The organism is Streptomyces sp. NEAU-W12, assembly GCF_026242095.1.
In the GTDB taxonomy this organism is placed as follows: Bacteria; Actinomycetota; Actinomycetes; order Streptomycetales; family Streptomycetaceae; genus Streptomyces.
The window spans coordinates 193,310-208,681 of record NZ_JAPJDM010000010.1 but is presented as its reverse complement, the minus strand read 5'-3'; the positions used below and the strand labels follow the sequence as shown (position 1 = coordinate 208,681).

The 15,372-nt window shown below is 74.0% G+C and carries 14 protein-coding genes; 5 read left to right on the top strand and 9 right to left on the bottom strand.

Annotation, left to right across the window (positions count from 1 at the left end; translation table 11 throughout):
- The first annotated feature begins 14 nt into the window (after positions 1–14).
- Positions 15–1,178, top strand: a complete 1,164-nt coding sequence (locus tag ORI94_RS15020) for a trans-sulfuration enzyme family protein (RefSeq protein WP_266075415.1) — start codon at positions 15–17, stop codon at positions 1,176–1,178.
- A gap of 88 nt (positions 1,179–1,266) precedes the next feature.
- Here the strand turns inward: ORI94_RS15020 and ORI94_RS15015 are convergent, their stop codons facing one another.
- From ORI94_RS15015 to ORI94_RS15005, 3 genes are all read right to left on the bottom strand, one after another.
- Positions 1,267–2,604, bottom strand: a complete 1,338-nt coding sequence (locus ORI94_RS15015) for a GNAT family N-acetyltransferase (protein WP_416237827.1) — start codon at positions 2,602–2,604, stop codon at positions 1,267–1,269.
- 124 nt (positions 2,605–2,728) lie between these two features.
- On the bottom strand, positions 2,729–4,312 hold the full coding sequence (locus ORI94_RS15010) for an alkaline phosphatase D family protein (RefSeq protein ID WP_266075411.1): 1,584 nt from the start codon (positions 4,310–4,312) through the stop codon (positions 2,729–2,731).
- Positions 4,313–4,457: 145 nt separating this feature from the next.
- The gene (locus ORI94_RS15005; RefSeq protein ID WP_266075409.1) at positions 4,458–5,288 is read right to left on the bottom strand and encodes an alpha/beta fold hydrolase; all 831 of its coding nucleotides are present in this window, start codon (positions 5,286–5,288) and stop codon (positions 4,458–4,460) included.
- Positions 5,289–5,458: 170 nt separating this feature from the next.
- Between ORI94_RS15005 and ORI94_RS15000 the strand changes: the two genes are divergently transcribed.
- Both ORI94_RS15000 and ORI94_RS14995 read left to right on the top strand, forming a co-directional pair.
- Entirely contained in the window at positions 5,459–6,355 is an 897-nt protein-coding gene (locus ORI94_RS15000) for an RNA polymerase sigma-70 factor (RefSeq protein WP_266075406.1), read from the top strand.
- A 171-nt stretch (positions 6,356–6,526) separates the two neighbouring features.
- A complete protein-coding gene (locus ORI94_RS14995; protein WP_266075404.1) occupies positions 6,527–7,288 on the top strand; it encodes a GntR family transcriptional regulator in 762 nt (253 codons plus the stop codon).
- Positions 7,289–7,426: 138 nt separating this feature from the next.
- Here ORI94_RS14995 and ORI94_RS14990 read toward each other — a convergent pair whose 3' ends face one another.
- The 3 genes from ORI94_RS14990 to ORI94_RS14980 form a co-directional block, all read right to left on the bottom strand.
- A complete protein-coding gene (locus ORI94_RS14990) occupies positions 7,427–8,584 on the bottom strand; it encodes an ROK family transcriptional regulator (RefSeq protein WP_266075402.1) in 1,158 nt (385 codons plus the stop codon).
- 178 nt (positions 8,585–8,762) lie between these two features.
- Positions 8,763–9,425 (bottom strand): response regulator transcription factor, encoded by a 663-nt coding sequence (locus tag ORI94_RS14985; protein WP_266075400.1) that lies wholly within the window; start codon positions 9,423–9,425, stop codon positions 8,763–8,765.
- Positions 9,426–9,461: 36 nt separating this feature from the next.
- Positions 9,462–10,670: a sensor histidine kinase gene (locus tag ORI94_RS14980; protein ID WP_266075398.1), complete on the bottom strand. Its 1,209-nt coding sequence runs from the start codon at positions 10,668–10,670 to the stop codon at positions 9,462–9,464.
- Positions 10,671–10,778: 108 nt separating this feature from the next.
- Between ORI94_RS14980 and ORI94_RS14975 the strand changes: the two genes are divergently transcribed.
- Together ORI94_RS14975 and ORI94_RS14970 are read left to right on the top strand one after the other, a co-directional pair.
- Positions 10,779–11,699, top strand: a complete 921-nt coding sequence (locus tag ORI94_RS14975) for an ABC transporter ATP-binding protein (RefSeq protein ID WP_266075396.1) — start codon at positions 10,779–10,781, stop codon at positions 11,697–11,699.
- A 2-nt stretch (positions 11,700–11,701) separates the two neighbouring features.
- On the top strand, positions 11,702–12,427 hold the full coding sequence (locus ORI94_RS14970) for an ABC transporter permease subunit (RefSeq protein ID WP_266075394.1): 726 nt from the start codon (positions 11,702–11,704) through the stop codon (positions 12,425–12,427).
- Positions 12,428–12,516: 89 nt separating this feature from the next.
- On the opposite strand, the gene mug is transcribed toward ORI94_RS14970, so the two are convergent.
- From mug to ORI94_RS14955, 3 genes are all read right to left on the bottom strand, one after another.
- On the bottom strand, positions 12,517–13,014 hold the full coding sequence (mug, locus tag ORI94_RS14965; protein WP_266075557.1) for a G/U mismatch-specific DNA glycosylase: 498 nt from the start codon (positions 13,012–13,014) through the stop codon (positions 12,517–12,519).
- Positions 13,015–13,058: 44 nt separating this feature from the next.
- Positions 13,059–14,501 (bottom strand): adenylosuccinate lyase, encoded by a 1,443-nt coding sequence (gene purB, locus ORI94_RS14960; RefSeq protein ID WP_266075392.1) that lies wholly within the window; start codon positions 14,499–14,501, stop codon positions 13,059–13,061.
- An 89-nt stretch (positions 14,502–14,590) separates the two neighbouring features.
- Positions 14,591–15,367: an SGNH/GDSL hydrolase family protein gene (locus ORI94_RS14955; protein ID WP_266075390.1), complete on the bottom strand. Its 777-nt coding sequence runs from the start codon at positions 15,365–15,367 to the stop codon at positions 14,591–14,593.
- Positions 15,368–15,372: the final 5 nt, after the last annotated feature.

Sequence of the window (15,372 nt, the reverse complement as noted above, 5' to 3'; positions counted from 1 at the left end):
TTCACTCTTCGGGCATGGACGTACGCATGGGCACGCGCAGCACCACGAGAGCACTCGCCACCGAGGCCGTGCACGCCGGCCGGGACGACCTCGCCCGGCAGGGGCTGCACGCCCCGCCGATCGACCTGTCCACCACCTACCCCGCCCACGACAGCCGTGCTGAGGCCGCCCGGATCGACGCCTTCGCCGCCACCGGCGCGGAACCGGAGGGCCCGCCCGTCTACGGGCGGCTCGGCAACCCGACCGTCGCCCGCTTCGAGACCGCCCTCGCCCGCCTCGAGGGCACCGAGGCCGCCGTCGCGTTCGCCAGCGGCATGGCCGCGCTCAGCGCCGTCCTGCTGGTGCGCGGCTCCATGGGCCTGCGCCACGTCGTCGCCGTACGCCCCCTGTACGGATGCAGCGACCACCTGCTGACCGCAGGACTGCTCGGCTCCGAGGTGACCTGGACCGACCCGGCCGGGGTGGCCGACGCGCTGCGCCCCGACACCGGTCTGGTGCTGGTGGAGTCACCGGCCAACCCGACCCTGACCGAGGTCGATCTGCGGGCACTCGCCCGGGACTGCGGCTCCGTACCGCTGCTCGTCGACAACACCTTCGCCACTCCCGTCCTCCAGCGTCCGGCCGAGGACGGGGCGCGGCTGGTGCTGCACAGCGCCACCAAGTACCTCGGCGGGCACGGTGACGTCCTGGCCGGGGTGGTGGCCTGCGACGAGGAGTTCGCGGGGCGGCTGCGGCAGATACGGTTCGCCACCGGTGGAGTGCTGCATCCGCTGGCCGGCTACCTGCTGCTGCGGGGCCTGTCGACGCTGCCGGTACGGGTCCGGGCCGCCTCCGCCAACGCCGCCGAACTCGCCCGCCGGCTCACCGCCGACCCGCGCGTGGCCCGTGTGCACTACCCGCGCATCGGCGGTGCGATGGTCTCCTTCGAGGTGCGCGGGGACCCGCACGCGGTGATCGGCGGCGTACGGCTGATCACCCCGGCGGTGAGCCTCGGCAGCGTGGACTCCCTCATCCAGCACCCGGCGTCCATCAGCCACCGCATCGTCGACGCCGACGACCGCAGGGCCGCGGGAGTCGGCGACCGGCTGCTGCGGCTCTCCGTCGGCCTGGAGGACGTCGACGACCTGTGGGCCGACCTGGACGAGGCGCTGGGCGGCCCGGAGGGGACGCTCGGCTGAGGCACCGCGCACGCACGCGGCAGGGCGACGGAGCGGCCCGGCGGATTCCGCCGGGCCGCTCCGGTCCGCGTGTTCCGTGGTGCGGTGGCTACGGCCGGCGGCCGATCCGGGAGCCGCCGTGCTCCTGCTCGCCGCGCTCCTCCTGCTCGTCGCGCTCCTCCTGTGCGCGGCGGGCCGGCCGCTGCTCCAGGCGGGCGGTGATGACCAGGGTGCCTTCCTCGATCTGGTAGTCGAGGGGGAGCTCCAGGCCGCGCATCGCGGCGACCATGCCGGTGTTGGACGCCTGCGTCACCGCGTAGACATGGGCGCAGCCCGCCTCGCCGGCCATCGCCACCAGCCGGGCGAGCAGCTTGCCGCCGATGCCCCGGCGCTGCCAGGCGTCCTCGACGAGCAGGGCCACCTCGGTCTCGTCGCCGTCCCACAGCAGATGGCCGAGTCCCACGATCTGCCCCGAGGCGGTCCGTACTGCGAGCGTGCGGCCGAAGCGCGGGCTCAGCAGGTGGTTCAGGTAGCGGTCCACGTCGCCGACCGGCCCGTGGTAGCGCAGGCGCAGCGTCTCGGGCGAGCACCGCTCGTGCATCGCCCGGGCCGCCTCCAGGTCGCCGGTGTCCGCCCGGCGCACGGTGATGTCGCCGCCCTCGGGCAGCGTGAGGACGTCCTGGCCGCGCGGGACCCGGGGGCCGAGCCGGGCGTCCAGCTCCACCAGGGCCCTGGCCCGCGCGAACTCGGTGGGGGTGAACGGCAGGTACGGCCGCTCCACGGTGATCACGCCGCCCTCGGGGGCGCGCAGCCGCATCACGGTGTCCTCCAGGGTCCCCTCGACCGGCACGCCCTCCGGTGCCCGTCGGCCGGGGCCCGGCACGGCGGGCAGCGAACGGATCGTGCACCGCCCCAGCAACTGCCGCAGTGCCAGCGGGAGCTCCGAGGCGTCCAGTGCCGTACGCGCGGCGAGGCCCAGCATCCGGGTCGGGGCGTCCACCAGGTCGTGGGCGTCGGCCCGCTCGATCCAGGTGCCGGTGCCCCCGGCGCCCGCCACCGCAGCCGTGAGGCCGGTGCCGGACAGGTCGGCGGGGGCCCGCAGCAGGAACTCGTCGACCGTGGCCCGGCCCAGCGGGTGCGTCTGCAGACTCAGGATGTCGACACGCTCCCCGGCCAGCGCCGTGCACAGCGAGGCCAGCGCGCCCGGTTCGTCCCGCACCGTCGTCCGCATCCGCCACAGCGTGCTCCGGGCCGGGGTGCCGCCCCCGGCCCCGGCGGCGGCCGGGGGCGGGCCGCCGGTATCGGACGCAGGGGGCGCGTGACCGTGGCGGCGTGCCCGCCAACTGTGGAACGCCGCCGTGAACCGCGAGGTCGGTCCGCCTCTCGTCCGCCCCCGCGGGGGACGGCCGTGCCGGTCTCGCGCCACGTCTGACATGTCTCGACTCATGCGACCACTGTGAAGGAAGTGTGTTTCGTGATCACTAACGTGCCATGGCTGGCGAGTAAAGAGTTCTTATGGTAACTATGATCCCTTTGTCGGTTTGTCGGACGACTGGCTGCCCGTCCTCCGGCTACTGGCCGACCAGGCCCGGCTGCAGCCGCTTCGTGTACAGCACGGTCCCGTCCTGCTCCCGCATCCGTACGGTCAGCTCTCCGCTGCCGCCGTCGATGTCGACCTCGCCGAAGAACTGGTAACCGCCGGCGGGCGAGACGTTCGCCGCGGTCGGCGCCTTCACGAACACCCGCTCCGGACCGAAGGTGCCGTCGAGCGCGCTCGCCGGGAAGGCGCCCGCGTTCAACGGCCCGGAGACGAACTCCCAGAACGGCTCGAAATCCCCGAACGCGGCCCGCGCGGGCTGGTAGTGCTGGGCCGAGGTGTGGTGCACGTCGGCCGTCAGCCACACCGTGCCGGTGATCCGCCGGTGCTTGATGAACCGCAGCAGCTCGGCGATCTGCAGCTCGCGCCCCAGCGGCGTTCCCGGGTCGCCCTGGGCCACCGCCTCGACGTGCCGGCCGCCCTCGCTCGTGTCGGACACGATCAGGCCGATCGGCATGTCCGCGGCGATCACCTTCCATACCGCCCGCGACCGCGCCAGCTCCCGCTTGAGCCACTCCAGCTGCTCCCGCCCGAGGATCCCCTGCGGGTCCACGGTCTGGTCACCGGGGGAGTTGGCATTGCGGTACGTGCGCATGTCCAGCACGAACACGTCCAGCAGCGGCCCCTGCCGCAGCACCCGGTGGACCCGGCCCTGGCGCGCGCCCGGCCGCAACGTGGACATCGGGAAGTACTCACTGAAGGCGCGCCGTGCCCGCGCCGCCAGTACGTCGACGCTCTTCTCCGTGTACCTGCTGTCCGTGTCGGCGATCCGCTGGCCCGGATACCAGTTGTTGCGCACCTCGTGGTCGTCCCACTGCACGATGGACGGCACCTGGGCGTTGAACCGGCGGAAGTGCTCGTCCAGCAGGTTGTACCGGAAGTTGCCGCGGAACTCGGCCAGGGTCTCGGCGACCTTGGACTTCTCCTTCGTGGTGATGTTCCGCCAGACACCGCCGTCCGGCAGTGCGGCGGTCGCCGGGATCGGCCCGTCGGCGTAGACGGTGTCGCCGCTGAACAGGAAGAAGTCGGGGTCGGTGCGGGCCATCGCCTCGAAGATCCGGTAGCCGCCGAAATCGGGGTTGATGCCCCAGCCCTGCCCCGCCAGGTCGCCCGACCACACGAACCGCACGCCCTCGTGCCGCCGCGCGGGCACCGTCCGGAACGTACCGGTGACCGGCTCGCCACAGCGGCGCGGGTCGTCCGGGTCGGCGAGCCGCACCCGGTAGTGGATCTGCTCACCGGCCGGCAGCCCGTGCAGCCGGGTGGTCCCGGTGAAGTCCGTGCCGGGGCCGAGCAACGGGCCGTGCCGGCGGTGCGGGCGGCGGAACGACTCGGTCGCCGACGTCTCGACGATCATCCGGGCCGGGCGGTCGGAGCGCACCCACACCAACCCGGAGTCGCGCGTCACGTCACCCGTCTGCACACCCCACTTCGCCTCGGGGCGCCCTGACCGGGCGAAGGCGGGCGCCGACCCGACGGCGGGCAGGGTCAGGGCCGCCGAGGCCGCGAGCGAGCCGCGCAGGACGGAACGACGACCGGGGAGCGGACGGGGTGACATGGATGCGCCTCCAGGGGCGGGAGATCCGGCCGGTGTGCACTGCCACACGTACTCGGGCGGTGCGGCCCGCACGCAAACCCCAAGTGAACAACCCGCCGCCAAGCCGCGGGGGGCGACGCGCAGCCGGCGCCGCGTACCGACCCGTTCAGCGGCTGCCGTCGAGCAGGACGCGGGCGACCAGGGCCGGGTCGTCGTTCATCGGGACATGACCGCAGCCGGGCAGCCGGACCAGCCGCGCCCCGGGAATCGTCCGTTTGGCGCGGACCCCCTGGCGCGGGACGAGCAGCCGGTCGCGGGCGCCCCAGGCGATGGTGACCGGGATGCCGGGCACGTCGTCGGCGAACCGTACGGCGGTGCCCGCCCGGAGCGTCTCGGTGAAGCCGGTGGCCCCGGCGAGCGCGCGGGTCTCGGCGACCACCGCCTCGGGGGAGCGGCGGCCCGGACGGGCGTAGATGGTGCTGGTCAGCGCCGCGCGCCCGGCCGCGGAGCGGGCGAGCCGCTCGACCAGGGGCAGCGGCATGCGCTCCGCGATCCGCCGCATCCCGATCAGCACGCCGAAGGCGTACCGCCGCTCCGCACGGGTCCAGAACCCGGCCGGGGACAGTGCGGTGACGGACCGCACCCGCTTCTCACGGCCGAGCTCCAGGGCCAGCAGACCGCCGAGCGAGTTGCCCGCGACATGGGGCCGGTCGAGTCCCAGCTTCTCGCACAGGGCGACGAGGGCGGCGTTCATGGTGGGCAGGCCGTGGGTGAGGCCGCCCGGCAGTGCCGGGGAGGCGCCGAAACCGGGCAGGTCCACGGCGATCACCTCGCGCTCGGCGGCGAGGATGTCCACGACCGGGTCCCACGCCTGGCGGTGATGACCGATGCCGTGCAGCAGGAGCAGCGGTTCGCCGCGGCCCACGCGCGCGTAGGACAGGGTCACGGTCCGCGGACCGTGCGCGGAGGTGACCTCGAAGGAGACGGTCGCGGACATGGGAGTGCTCCTCGTCTGGGGCTCGGGGTGGGACGCCGTCCGACGCCGTAGACAGCTTGTCAGCAATTACTACCGACGGGTAGCCCTCCGGGGCCCGCTACGGGGCTCCGGATCCGGGAGGTGCCCGGATCCGCCTGGACACCGCCGCGCGGGTCGGCTGGGATGCAGGGGTGAGCACCGACAGCACCGACACCGTGACCAACGCCTTCGAAGAACACCGCCCCGTCCTCCTGGGGGTCGCCTACCGCATGCTCGGCCGGGTGGCCGACGCCGAGGACGTCGTCCAGGAGACATGGCTGCGCTGGGCGGGCGGCGACCGGTCCGAGGTGCGCGAGCCGCGCGCCTACCTGGTGCGTGTCGCCACCCGCCTCGCCCTTGACCGGCTGCGTCAGATCAAGGCACGGGGCGAGACGTACGTCGGCCCGTGGCTGCCCGAGCCGTACGTCACCGACTTCGGCGACACCGCTCCCGACACCGCCGAGCAGGCGGTGCTCGCCGACTCGGTCTCCCTCGCCGTCCTCGTCGTCATGGAGTCGCTGTCCCCTTCGGAGCGTGCGGTGTTCGTCCTGCGGGAGGCGTTCGGCTACCCCTACTCCGAGATCGCCGCCCTGCTCGACCGCGGCGAACCGGCGGTGCGCCAACTCGCCGCGCGGGCCCGCAGACACGTCGAGGAGCGCCGTCCGCGCTACGACGTCGACCCCGCCCGGCGCCGCGATCTGACCGAACGTTTCCTGGCGGCGGCGGCCGGCGGGGATCTGGAAGGGCTCATGAAGCTGCTCGCCCCCGACGTACGACTGGTCGGCGACAGCGGAGGCAAGTCGCGCGCCCCGCTGCGCGTGCTGGAGAGCGCCGACAAGGTGGGCCGCTTCCTCGTCGGTGTCACCCGCAAGGGCTTCTTCGACCCCCCGGTCCGTCTCCTGGAGATCAACGGCGGCCCCGCGGCACTGGTCCTCACCGGGGACAGGCCCGGCCCCGTCTTCCAGCTGGACGTCGCCGAGGGCCGGGTCCAGACGGTCTACATCATCCGCAACCCCGACAAGCTGCGCTCGCTGGCGGCCGCCGAGTAGGGGCCGGCCGCCCGCGCACGGGGCCCGCGCCGTCCGGCCTGGGCCCCGTCGCCCTGTCCGATTGGTATTGACCAAGGGTGAGGGCCACCATATGGTCGCAGAGAAGTGAAACAACCTTTAATAAACAAGGGCGCTAAAACGCCACCGGACCCGGCGATCGCGGAGGACAGGGTGGGGACCACGCAGTTGGAAACGGTGCCGGAACCGAAGTACTGGCATCTCAGGACCGTGCTCAGCGAGGCCCTCGACTCGGAGTTCGCGGTGGGTGAGATCCTGCCCAACGAGCGCGATCTGGCCGCCCGCTTCGGCGTGGCCCGTGCCACGCTCCGTCAGGCGCTGGAGCAGCTGGAGCTGGAAGGCAGGCTGCAGCGCCGCCGGGGCGTGGGCACCACCGTCGCCCCGCCGCGCATGGGTGTGTCCCTCGGCACGGCGCAGCACGCCTGGCCGGGCGGGTCCGACGACGCCTGGCAGGCCGCGGACTGCACGCTCGAAGCACCGCCCGCGGCCGTCGCCGACACCCTGGCGACAGTCCGGGACGAGCCCGTGCACACCGTACGGCGGTCCCGGGTCTCGCAGGGGCAGCCCGTTGCCGCCGAGCTCCTGTACATCCCCGCTTCCTCGGTGCCCGGCCTCACCGCCATAGACGCCCCGTCGGGGGCGGCCCGCGCGCGTGCGGTGCTGCGCGAACTGCAGCACCTGGAGCTGGAGCGGCACGAGAACGCGGTGGAGCTCGGCTCCGCCCGCGCGGACGACGCCAAGGAGCTGGACCGCCTGCCGGGCGCGCCCGTCCTCGTCGTCACCACCCGCTTCATCGCACGGGGCCGCGTCGCCGCGCTCTCCGTGGCCACCTACCGGGCGGACACCTGCCGGCTGACCTTCGGCGACTTCGGAGGTGTGGAGATCCACCACGGCCCCGAGCGCCGCGCCTGCTGAGCCTCGGCGTCTCCGGGCGCCGGCCGCCGACCGAGCGGCACATGGGGTGTCGGCGAGGTGGGCGCTGAGGGCCGGGGAAACAGACCGGCGGCGCCGGGCATGCCTGGGACGCGTGGTGCCACGCGGGCGGTGCGCCGCCTACCGGCGGGCCGTCACCGTGCCCTCCACCGCGAAGAGTTGCTGCTCCACATGGTCCAGGGCGAGCCGTACCGCACCCGTCGCCACCGCCGCCTCCCCGAGGCGGGACAGGGCGACCCGCGGCGGACGCAGGCAGTAGCGGGCCAGCTCGCGCCGCAACGGCTCCAGCACGCCGTCCAGCCCGGCCGCCCAGCCGCCGATCACGACGAGTTCCGGGTCCAGGGCCAGCACCAGCGCCGCCACGTCGTGGACCAGCCGCCGAATGAAGCGCTCCACGGCCGCGAGAGCCCGTTTGTCGCCCTCGCGCGCCTGGGCGAAGACCTCGGCCACCGCCCGCTCGTCGAGCGGATGCAGCGGCTCGTCCGTGGTGGAGAGCAGCTTCTCGGGGGTCGCCTCGCGGCCCAGCAGATGCAGCGCGCCGATCTCACCGGCCGCCCCGCCGTACCCCCGGTGCAGCCGCCCCCCGATCAGTGAGCCGGCGCCCGGACTCAGTCCGGCCAGCACGAACACCACGTCGTCGGTCCCGGTCGCGACGCCCTTCCAGTGCTCGGCCACGACCGCCGCGTTGGCGTCGTTCTCGACCAGCACCGGACACTCGAAGGACCGGCTCAGCTGCTCGCCCAGATCCAGCCCCGTCCACCCGGGCAGTGCCGTGCCCAGCCGTACGGTGCCGTCCGCCTCGACGATCCCGGGCGTCCCCACGCCCACGGCCCGCAGCGAGTCGCGGGGCACGCCGGCCCGGCGCAGCAGCTCTGCGACGGCGGCGCGCAGCCGTTCCAGCCGCTCGTCGGCACCGGCGGTCTCCCCGACGTCCTTGGCCTGGGCTCCGACCACCCGGCCGTCCAGGTCGGCCAGCAGCGCCGCCACCCGGTGCGGTCCGATCTCCAGGCCCAGCAGATGCCCGGCCTCCGCCCGGAACCGGAACCTCCTGGCCGGCCGCCCCTGGCGCCGCGCCGCACCCTCCTCAGCCGCCTTCTCCACGACGAGGCCCGCCTCGATCAGCCCCTCGACCACGCCCTCGACGGTGGGCCGCGACAGCCCCGTCACCCTGGTGACCTCGGTCAGCGTCGCGCAGTCCGTGGCACGCAGCGCGTGCAGCACCACCGCGGAGTTGATCCTCCGCAGCAGCGAGGGATCCCCGCCGGTCAGCCGACTCACCGTCCGTCCTCCCCGCTCGTGCGCGTGTGGGGCGGATCGTACTCGGCACGGCGGGTCCCGGCGACCACCGGGCACGACCACCTCCGGCCCACGACCGGACTGCCGCGACCCGCCCGACCGTTCACACGACCCGCCCCACACGCCCCGTCTCACACGGCTCGGCTCCGCCGCACCCGCCTCACCCGGGTGCCACGAACCCCGACTCGTACGCCGTGATCACCGCCTGCGTGCGGTCACGCGCCCCGAGCTTCGCCAGCACGGCGCTCACATGCGACTTCACCGTCTCCGCCCCCACCACCAGCCGGCCGGCGATCTCCGCGTTCGACAGGCCCCGCGCCATCAGCCGCAACACCTCCGCCTCCCGCTCGGTCAGCCGCGCCCGCTCCAGCACGGCCCGCACCGCGTGGTTGCCGCCGCTCTCACCGTACTGGGCGGCCAACTGCCGGACCGACGCCGGAAACAGCAGCGACTCGCCCTCGGCGACCAGCCGCACCGCGTGCACGATCTCGGCGGGCCGCGCCCGCTTCAGCAGGAATCCGTCGGCGCCCGCGCGCAGTGCCTCGTACACGTACTCGTCCTGCTCGAACGTCGTCACCACAATGATCTTCGGCGGGTCCGCGACCGTCCGCAGCACGGTACGGGTGGCCTCGATGCCGTCCATCAGCGGCATGCGGACGTCCATGGCGACCACGTCCGGCCGCAACTGCCGCACCAGCGGAACCACCGCCGCCCCGTCGGCCGCCTCCCCGACGACCTCGATGTCGGGTTGTGCCTCCAGCACGGCCCGCAGGCCCGCGCGTACGAGGGGTTCGTCGTCGACCAGGAGAACGGTGACCGGCATCCGGCCAGCCTACGGCCCGGTGCGGCACACCCCGCCTCAGCCCAGCGGCAGTTCGACCCGGACCCGCCAGTCACCCCCGTGCGGACCGGTCCGCGCCCGGCCGCCCAGCAGCGCGGCGCGCTCGCGGACACCGCGCAGGCCGCTGCCGCGTCCGGGGCCCGGTGCCTTCCCGGCGAGTGGATTGCGGATCTCCAGCAGCAGGGTGCCGTCGGCGACCCGCACCCCCACCCGCACCGGGACCTGCCCCGCGTGCCGCAGCACGTTGGTCAGCGACTCCTGGAGGATGCGGTACCCCTCGCGCGAGACCGGGCCCGGCACGGTGTCCAGGGGGCCGGCCACCTCGGCGTCCACCTTCACGCCGGAGGAGCGGGCGGACTCCAGCAGCCGGTCGGCGTCCACCAGCGTCGGTCGGCTGCTCACGGGCCTCGCCGGCTCGCGCAGGATGCCGAGGACCCGGTCCAGGTCCTCCAGGGCGGTCCGGCCGGTCTCCTCGATGGCCTCCAGGGCCCGGTCGGTGAAGGCGGGGTCGCCCGCCGCCCGCGCGGCACCGGCCTGCACCACGGCGACGGTCAGGGCGTGGCCGATGGTGTCGTGCAGTTCGCGCGCGATACGGGTGCGCTCGAGGAGCTGCTCGGTACGGGTCTCCAGCGCGGCCAGACGCTCGGCGGGGGAGGGGCCGAGGAGCCTCAGGGCGAGCACGGTGATGAGCCCGCCCGCCCCGACGACCAGCCCGGCGAGCAGGAGCACCGGCAGGGGAACCAGCAGCGCGTGCCACCAGTGCTGTCCGGGAACCCGGACGAACGTCGAGGGGTCCGGTGTGCCGCCGCGGGCCGTCGCCGCCAGATCCGTGGCGAGCAGGGGGAGATGCACGCTGAGGAAGGAGACCACGCAGCCGATGGCCAGGCGGCACTGGAGCCACACGACGGTCCGTCCGCGGTCCGCCCAGCCGGTGGCCGGAGTCGTGACGATCTCCCTGCGGCCCGCACCCTCCTCCTTCCCCGGATCTCCCGTGTGCAGGGGGTCCTCCACGCCGGGACGGCGGCCGAGGAGCAGCACGGAGGCCTGGATCCCCTCTCCCGTCCGCATCGCGGGGACCAGCCCGGCGAGTGCGAGGAGCACCACGGCGACGTACATGCGGGAACTGTCGACGAAGGACCACACGGTGGGCCACACGGCGGCGATGAACAGATGCAGCCACCGTGTGTACGTCACCGCCCGGGTGAACGGGCGCAGCATGCGGACCATGGGGACATCGTGGCACCGCCACCGGCGACGGACCTCCCCCGCGAGGGGGAGACGGTCCCCCCGCCCGGGGGAGGCGCCGGTCCCCGGGCCGCGGCCACGCTGGTGCGCATGACCAGCATCGACATCCACGACCTGACCAAGGAGTACGGCACCCGGCGAGCCGTCGACCACCTCACCTTCCGGGTCCTGCCCGGCCGCGTCACCGGCTTCCTCGGCCCCAACGGCGCCGGAAAGTCCACCACCATGCGGCTGGTGCTCGGCCTCGACCGCCCGACGGCCGGCACCGCCACCCTCGGCGGCCGTGCCTATGCCACGCTGCGCGAACCGCTGCGCCGCGTCGGCGCCCTGCTGGACGCGCAGGCCGCGCACGACTCCCGCACCGGCCGTGACCACCTGCGGGTCCTGGCCGCGAGCAACCGCATCCCGGACCGCCGGGTCGACGAGGTGCTGGCGGAGACCGGTCTGGCCCCGGCGGCCACGCGCAGGACACGGACGTACTCCCTGGGCATGCGCCAGCGGCTGGGCATCGCCGCCGCCCTGCTCGGCGACCCGGAGGTGGTGATGCTCGACGAGCCCTCCAACGGGCTCGACCCGGAAGGGATCGTGTGGGTACGGCAGTTGCTGCGCCGGCTCGCCGACGAGGGGCGCACCGTGCTGGTCTCCAGCCATCTGATGAACGAGACCGCGTCCTTCGCCGACCACCTCGTCGTCCTCGGCCGGGGCCGGCTGCTGGCGGACACCCCGATGCGCGCGTTCATCGAGGCCCGCGTGCGACCGGCCGTCCGTATCCGCACCTCGGACCCCGTCGCCCTGAAGAGCGCGCTCACCCCGCACGGTCACGAGGTGGTCGGGCAGCGGGACGGGCACTGGACCGTGCCGCACGCGCGCGTGGACGACATCGGGCGCCTCGCCTCCGCCGCGGGCGTACCGATCCTCGAACTCACCGCGGACGAGGGCACGCTGGAACAGGCCTACCTGGACCTCACAGCAGCCGAGACCGAGTTCGCCGCACCGCCCCGGGAGGCCTGACCATGCAGTTCGCACCCGTGCTCCACGCCGAGTGGCTGAAGATCCGCACCCTCCGCCCGCTGCTGGGCGCGCTGGGGGTGCTGTTCGTGACGGGCACCGCGTTCTCCGCGCTCGGCGGTGCCTCGAGCGCGTCGGAACCGGAGTTCGACCCGCTGTTCACGACCCAGTTCGGGGTCCACCTGGGGCAGATCGCCGCGATCTCCTTCGGCGCGATGGCGGTGTCGGCGGAGTTCCGCGGCGGCGCGCTGCGGCTGTCGCTGTCGGCGGTCCCGCAGCGCGGACACTGGTTCGCGGCCAAGGTGACCGCCATCGCCCTGCCGGCGCTCGCCGTCGGTCTGCTGACGGCCCTGGCCTCCCTCTTCGCCGCGAGGGCGACGATGGGTTCCGCGGCGGACGGGCTCACCGCGGGCGAGCAGGCGCGTGCGGTCGTGGGCTGCGGCATCTACCTCACACTGATGGCCCTGCTCGCGGCCGGACTGGCCACCCTGCTGCGCAGCGGCGTGGCGACGTTGTCCGTGCTGATCCCGTTCATCCTGATCGTGTCGTTCGTGATCGGGGACGCGGCCGGCACCGCCACCGACTTCCTGCCCGACCGGGCCGGACAGGTGATCCTCCAGCAGACGCACGAGGGAACGCCGGGCCCCTGGGCGGGTCTTGCGGTGACCGCCCTGTGGACGGCCGCCGCACTGCTGGCGGGAGCGTGGAGCCTGCGCCGCAGGGACGCCTGACCCGAAGCCGGGCCGCCCCCCCCCCCCGGGGGGCCGCCCCCCCCCCCGCCCCCCCCGCCCCCCCCCGGGGGGGGGGGCCCCCCCGGCGCCTACCCCCGCGCGGCCTCTCGCAGCCGCGCGAACTCCTCGGCCAGGGCTGCCGGCGTCCAGTGCGCGTTCAGCCCGCTCGGGTTGGGCAGGACCCACACACGCGTGTCGCCGATCGTCCGGGCCTGCGGCCCCACCTTCGCCCCGCGGTCGTCGAACGCGACCCGGTACGCGGTGACCCCCAGAACGGCCAGCCACCGCGGACGGAGCCGGTCCACCTTCAGGGCGAGCAGCCGCCCGCCCTCCCGGTACTCCTCGGCGCTCAGCTCGTCGGCCCGCGCACTCGCCCGGGCCACGACATTGGTGATGCCGAGCCCGTACGACAGCAGCTCCTCCTGCTCGGACGGCACCAGCAGCCTCGGCGTGAAGCCGGAGCGGTGCAGCGCCGGCCAGAAGCGGTTGCCGGGGCGGGCGAAGTGGTGGCCCGTCGCGGCCGTCATCAGACCCGGGTTGATGCCGCAGAACAGCACGTGCAGGCCGTCCGCGGCCACGTCCGGCACCAACCGGTCGCGGGCGGCCTGCAACTCCTCCGGGGTGAAGCGCGTCAGAGGATCGCCCCGGGGATGTAGCCGGCGGCTTCCGGATGCCGCTTGACGATCTCGTCGATACGGCCCACGACCGCGGTGACCTGGGCGCTCGCGGCGCCCGTGAAGGACAGCCTGTCCGCCATCAGCGCCTCCAGGGCGGGCCGGTCGAGCGGGATCCGCTCGTCGGCCGCGAGCTTGTCGAGCAGGTCGTTGCGCTCGGCGCCCTGCTCCCGCATCGCGAGGGCCGTGGCGACGGCGTTCTCCTTGATCGCCTCGTGCGCGACCTCACGGCCGACACCCGCGCGCACCGCGCCCATCAGCACCTTGGTGGTGGCCAGGAACGGCAGGTAGCGGTCCAGTTCCCGGGCGACGACCGCCGGGAACGCGCCGAACTCGTCGAGCACCGTCAGGAACGTCTCCAGCAGCCCGTCGAGCGCGAAGAACGCGTCGGGAAGCGCCACCCGGCGCACCACCGAGCAGGACACGTCGCCCTCGTTCCACTGGTCGCCCGCCAGCTCACCGGTCATCGAGGCGTAGCCGCGCAGGATCACCATCAGGCCGTTGACACGCTCGCAGGAACGGGTGTTCATCTTGTGCGGCATCGCCGACGAGCCGACCTGACCCGGCTTGAAGCCCTCGGTGACCAGCTCGTGCCCGGCCATCAGCCGGACCGTCCTCGCCAGCGACGAGGGTGCCGCCGCCAGCTGCACCAGCGCGGTCACCACCTCGTAGTCCAGCGACCGCGGGTAGACCTGACCGACCGAGGTGAACGCCTCGGCGAAGCCCAGGTGCCCGGCGATCCGCCGCTCCAGCTCCGCGAGCCGGTCCGCGTCGCCGCCCAGCAGGTCCAGCATGTCCTGCGCCGTACCGACCGGGCCCTTGATGCCCCTCAGCGGATAGCGGCCCAGCAGCTCCTCCAGCCGGCCGTGGGCGACCAGCAACTCGTCGGCGGCGGTGGCGAAGCGCTTGCCGAGCGTGGTGGCCTGGGCCGCCACATTGTGCGAGCGGCCGGCCATGACCAGCTCGCCGTACTCGCCGGCCAGCCTGCCGAGCCGGGCCAGCACCGCCACCGTACGGTCGCGCATCAGCTCCAGCGACAGCCGGACCTGCAGCTGCTCCACGTTCTCGGTGAGGTCGCGGGAGGTCATCCCCTTGTGCACGTGCTCATGCCCGGCGAGGTCGTTGAACTCCTCGATCCGCGCCTTCACATCGTGCCGGGTGACCTTCTCGCGCTCCGCGACGGAGGCCAGGTCGACCTGGTCGAGGACTCGCTCGTAGTCGGCGATCGCCGCGTCCGGCACCTCGACGCCGAGGTCCTTCTGCGCCCGCAGCACGGCAAGCCAGAGCTGCCGCTCCAGCCTCACCTTCTGCTCGGGCGACCAGAGCGTGGCGAGCTCGGCGGAGGCGTAGCGTCCGGCGAGGACGTTCGGGATACGGGGCTTGGCGGGCGCAGCAGTCACGTGTACGGAGTTTACTGGTGATTCGTGCAGGTCGGCGCCGCGGGGTGATCCGGAGGAAACTACGAGGGCAAGGCGGCGCCGACCCGCCGTCACCGCAGGTCGTACGGCAGCAGCTCGGGGCGCTTCGGCGGGAGGCCGTCGCCCGAGGAACGGCCGGTGAGACGGCGGCCGATCCACGGCAGCAGGTGCTGCCGCGCGAACCGGGCGTCCGCGACCCGCCGCGCCGTCCAGCCCGGCGGCAGCGAGGCCGGCGGGGGCAGCCGCCACTCGGGGTCCCCGGCCGGGTAGCCCAGCGTCTGCCACACCGCCTCGGCGACCCTGCGGTGACCGTCGGCGGTCAGGTGCAACCGGTCCACGTCCCACAGCCGCTGATCGCCGAGAGCGGGCGCCCCGTACAGGTCGACGACCAGCGCGCCGTGCCGCTCGGCCAGCTCGTCGACACAGGTGAACAGCGCCTCCATGCGCGGCCGGAACCGCTCCTGCACGGGGCCCTGGCGGGCCGGGCTGCGCATCAGCACCAGCTGCTTGCAGTGCGGGGCCAGCCGCTCCACCGCCTCGGTCAGCAGATCCCGCACCACGACCATGTCGCACTTGGGCCGCAGCGTGTCGTTCAGTCCGCCGACCAGGGTGACCACGTCGGCCCGCATGGCCGCGGCGGCGTCCACCTGCTCGTCGACGATCTGCCGGATCAGCTTGCCGCGCACCGCGAGGTTGGCGTACCGGAAGCCGGGCGCGACGGCCGCCATCCGCGCCGCGAGGATGTCGGCCCACCCCCGGTACGTGCCGTCGGGCAGCAGGTCCGACATGCCCTCGGTGAAGGAGTCGCCGACCGCGACCAGGCTGGTGTGAGTGGGGTTCGTCCGCATGGCGA

Bases quoted from the DNA above. Each gene is read 5' to 3' on its own strand.
- ORI94_RS15010 (WP_266075411.1), bottom strand. From the start codon at position 4,312: ATGTCACCCCGTCCGCTCCCCGGTCGTCGTTCCGTCCTGCGCGGCTCG.
- ORI94_RS15015 (WP_416237827.1), bottom strand. From the start codon at position 2,604: ATGAGTCGAGACATGTCAGACGTGGCGCGAGACCGGCACGGCCGTCCC.
- ORI94_RS14975 (WP_266075396.1), top strand. From the start codon at position 10,779: ATGACCAGCATCGACATCCACGACCTGACCAAGGAGTACGGCACCCGG.
- ORI94_RS14980 (WP_266075398.1), bottom strand. From the start codon at position 10,670: ATGGTCCGCATGCTGCGCCCGTTCACCCGGGCGGTGACGTACACACGG.
- ORI94_RS14970 (WP_266075394.1), top strand. From the start codon at position 11,702: ATGCAGTTCGCACCCGTGCTCCACGCCGAGTGGCTGAAGATCCGCACC.
- ORI94_RS14955 (WP_266075390.1), bottom strand. From the start codon at position 15,367: ATGCGGACGAACCCCACTCACACCAGCCTGGTCGCGGTCGGCGACTCC.
- ORI94_RS15020 (WP_266075415.1), top strand. From the start codon at position 15: ATGGACGTACGCATGGGCACGCGCAGCACCACGAGAGCACTCGCCACC.
- ORI94_RS14985 (WP_266075400.1), bottom strand. From the start codon at position 9,425: ATGCCGGTCACCGTTCTCCTGGTCGACGACGAACCCCTCGTACGCGCG.
- ORI94_RS15005 (WP_266075409.1), bottom strand. From the start codon at position 5,288: ATGTCCGCGACCGTCTCCTTCGAGGTCACCTCCGCGCACGGTCCGCGG.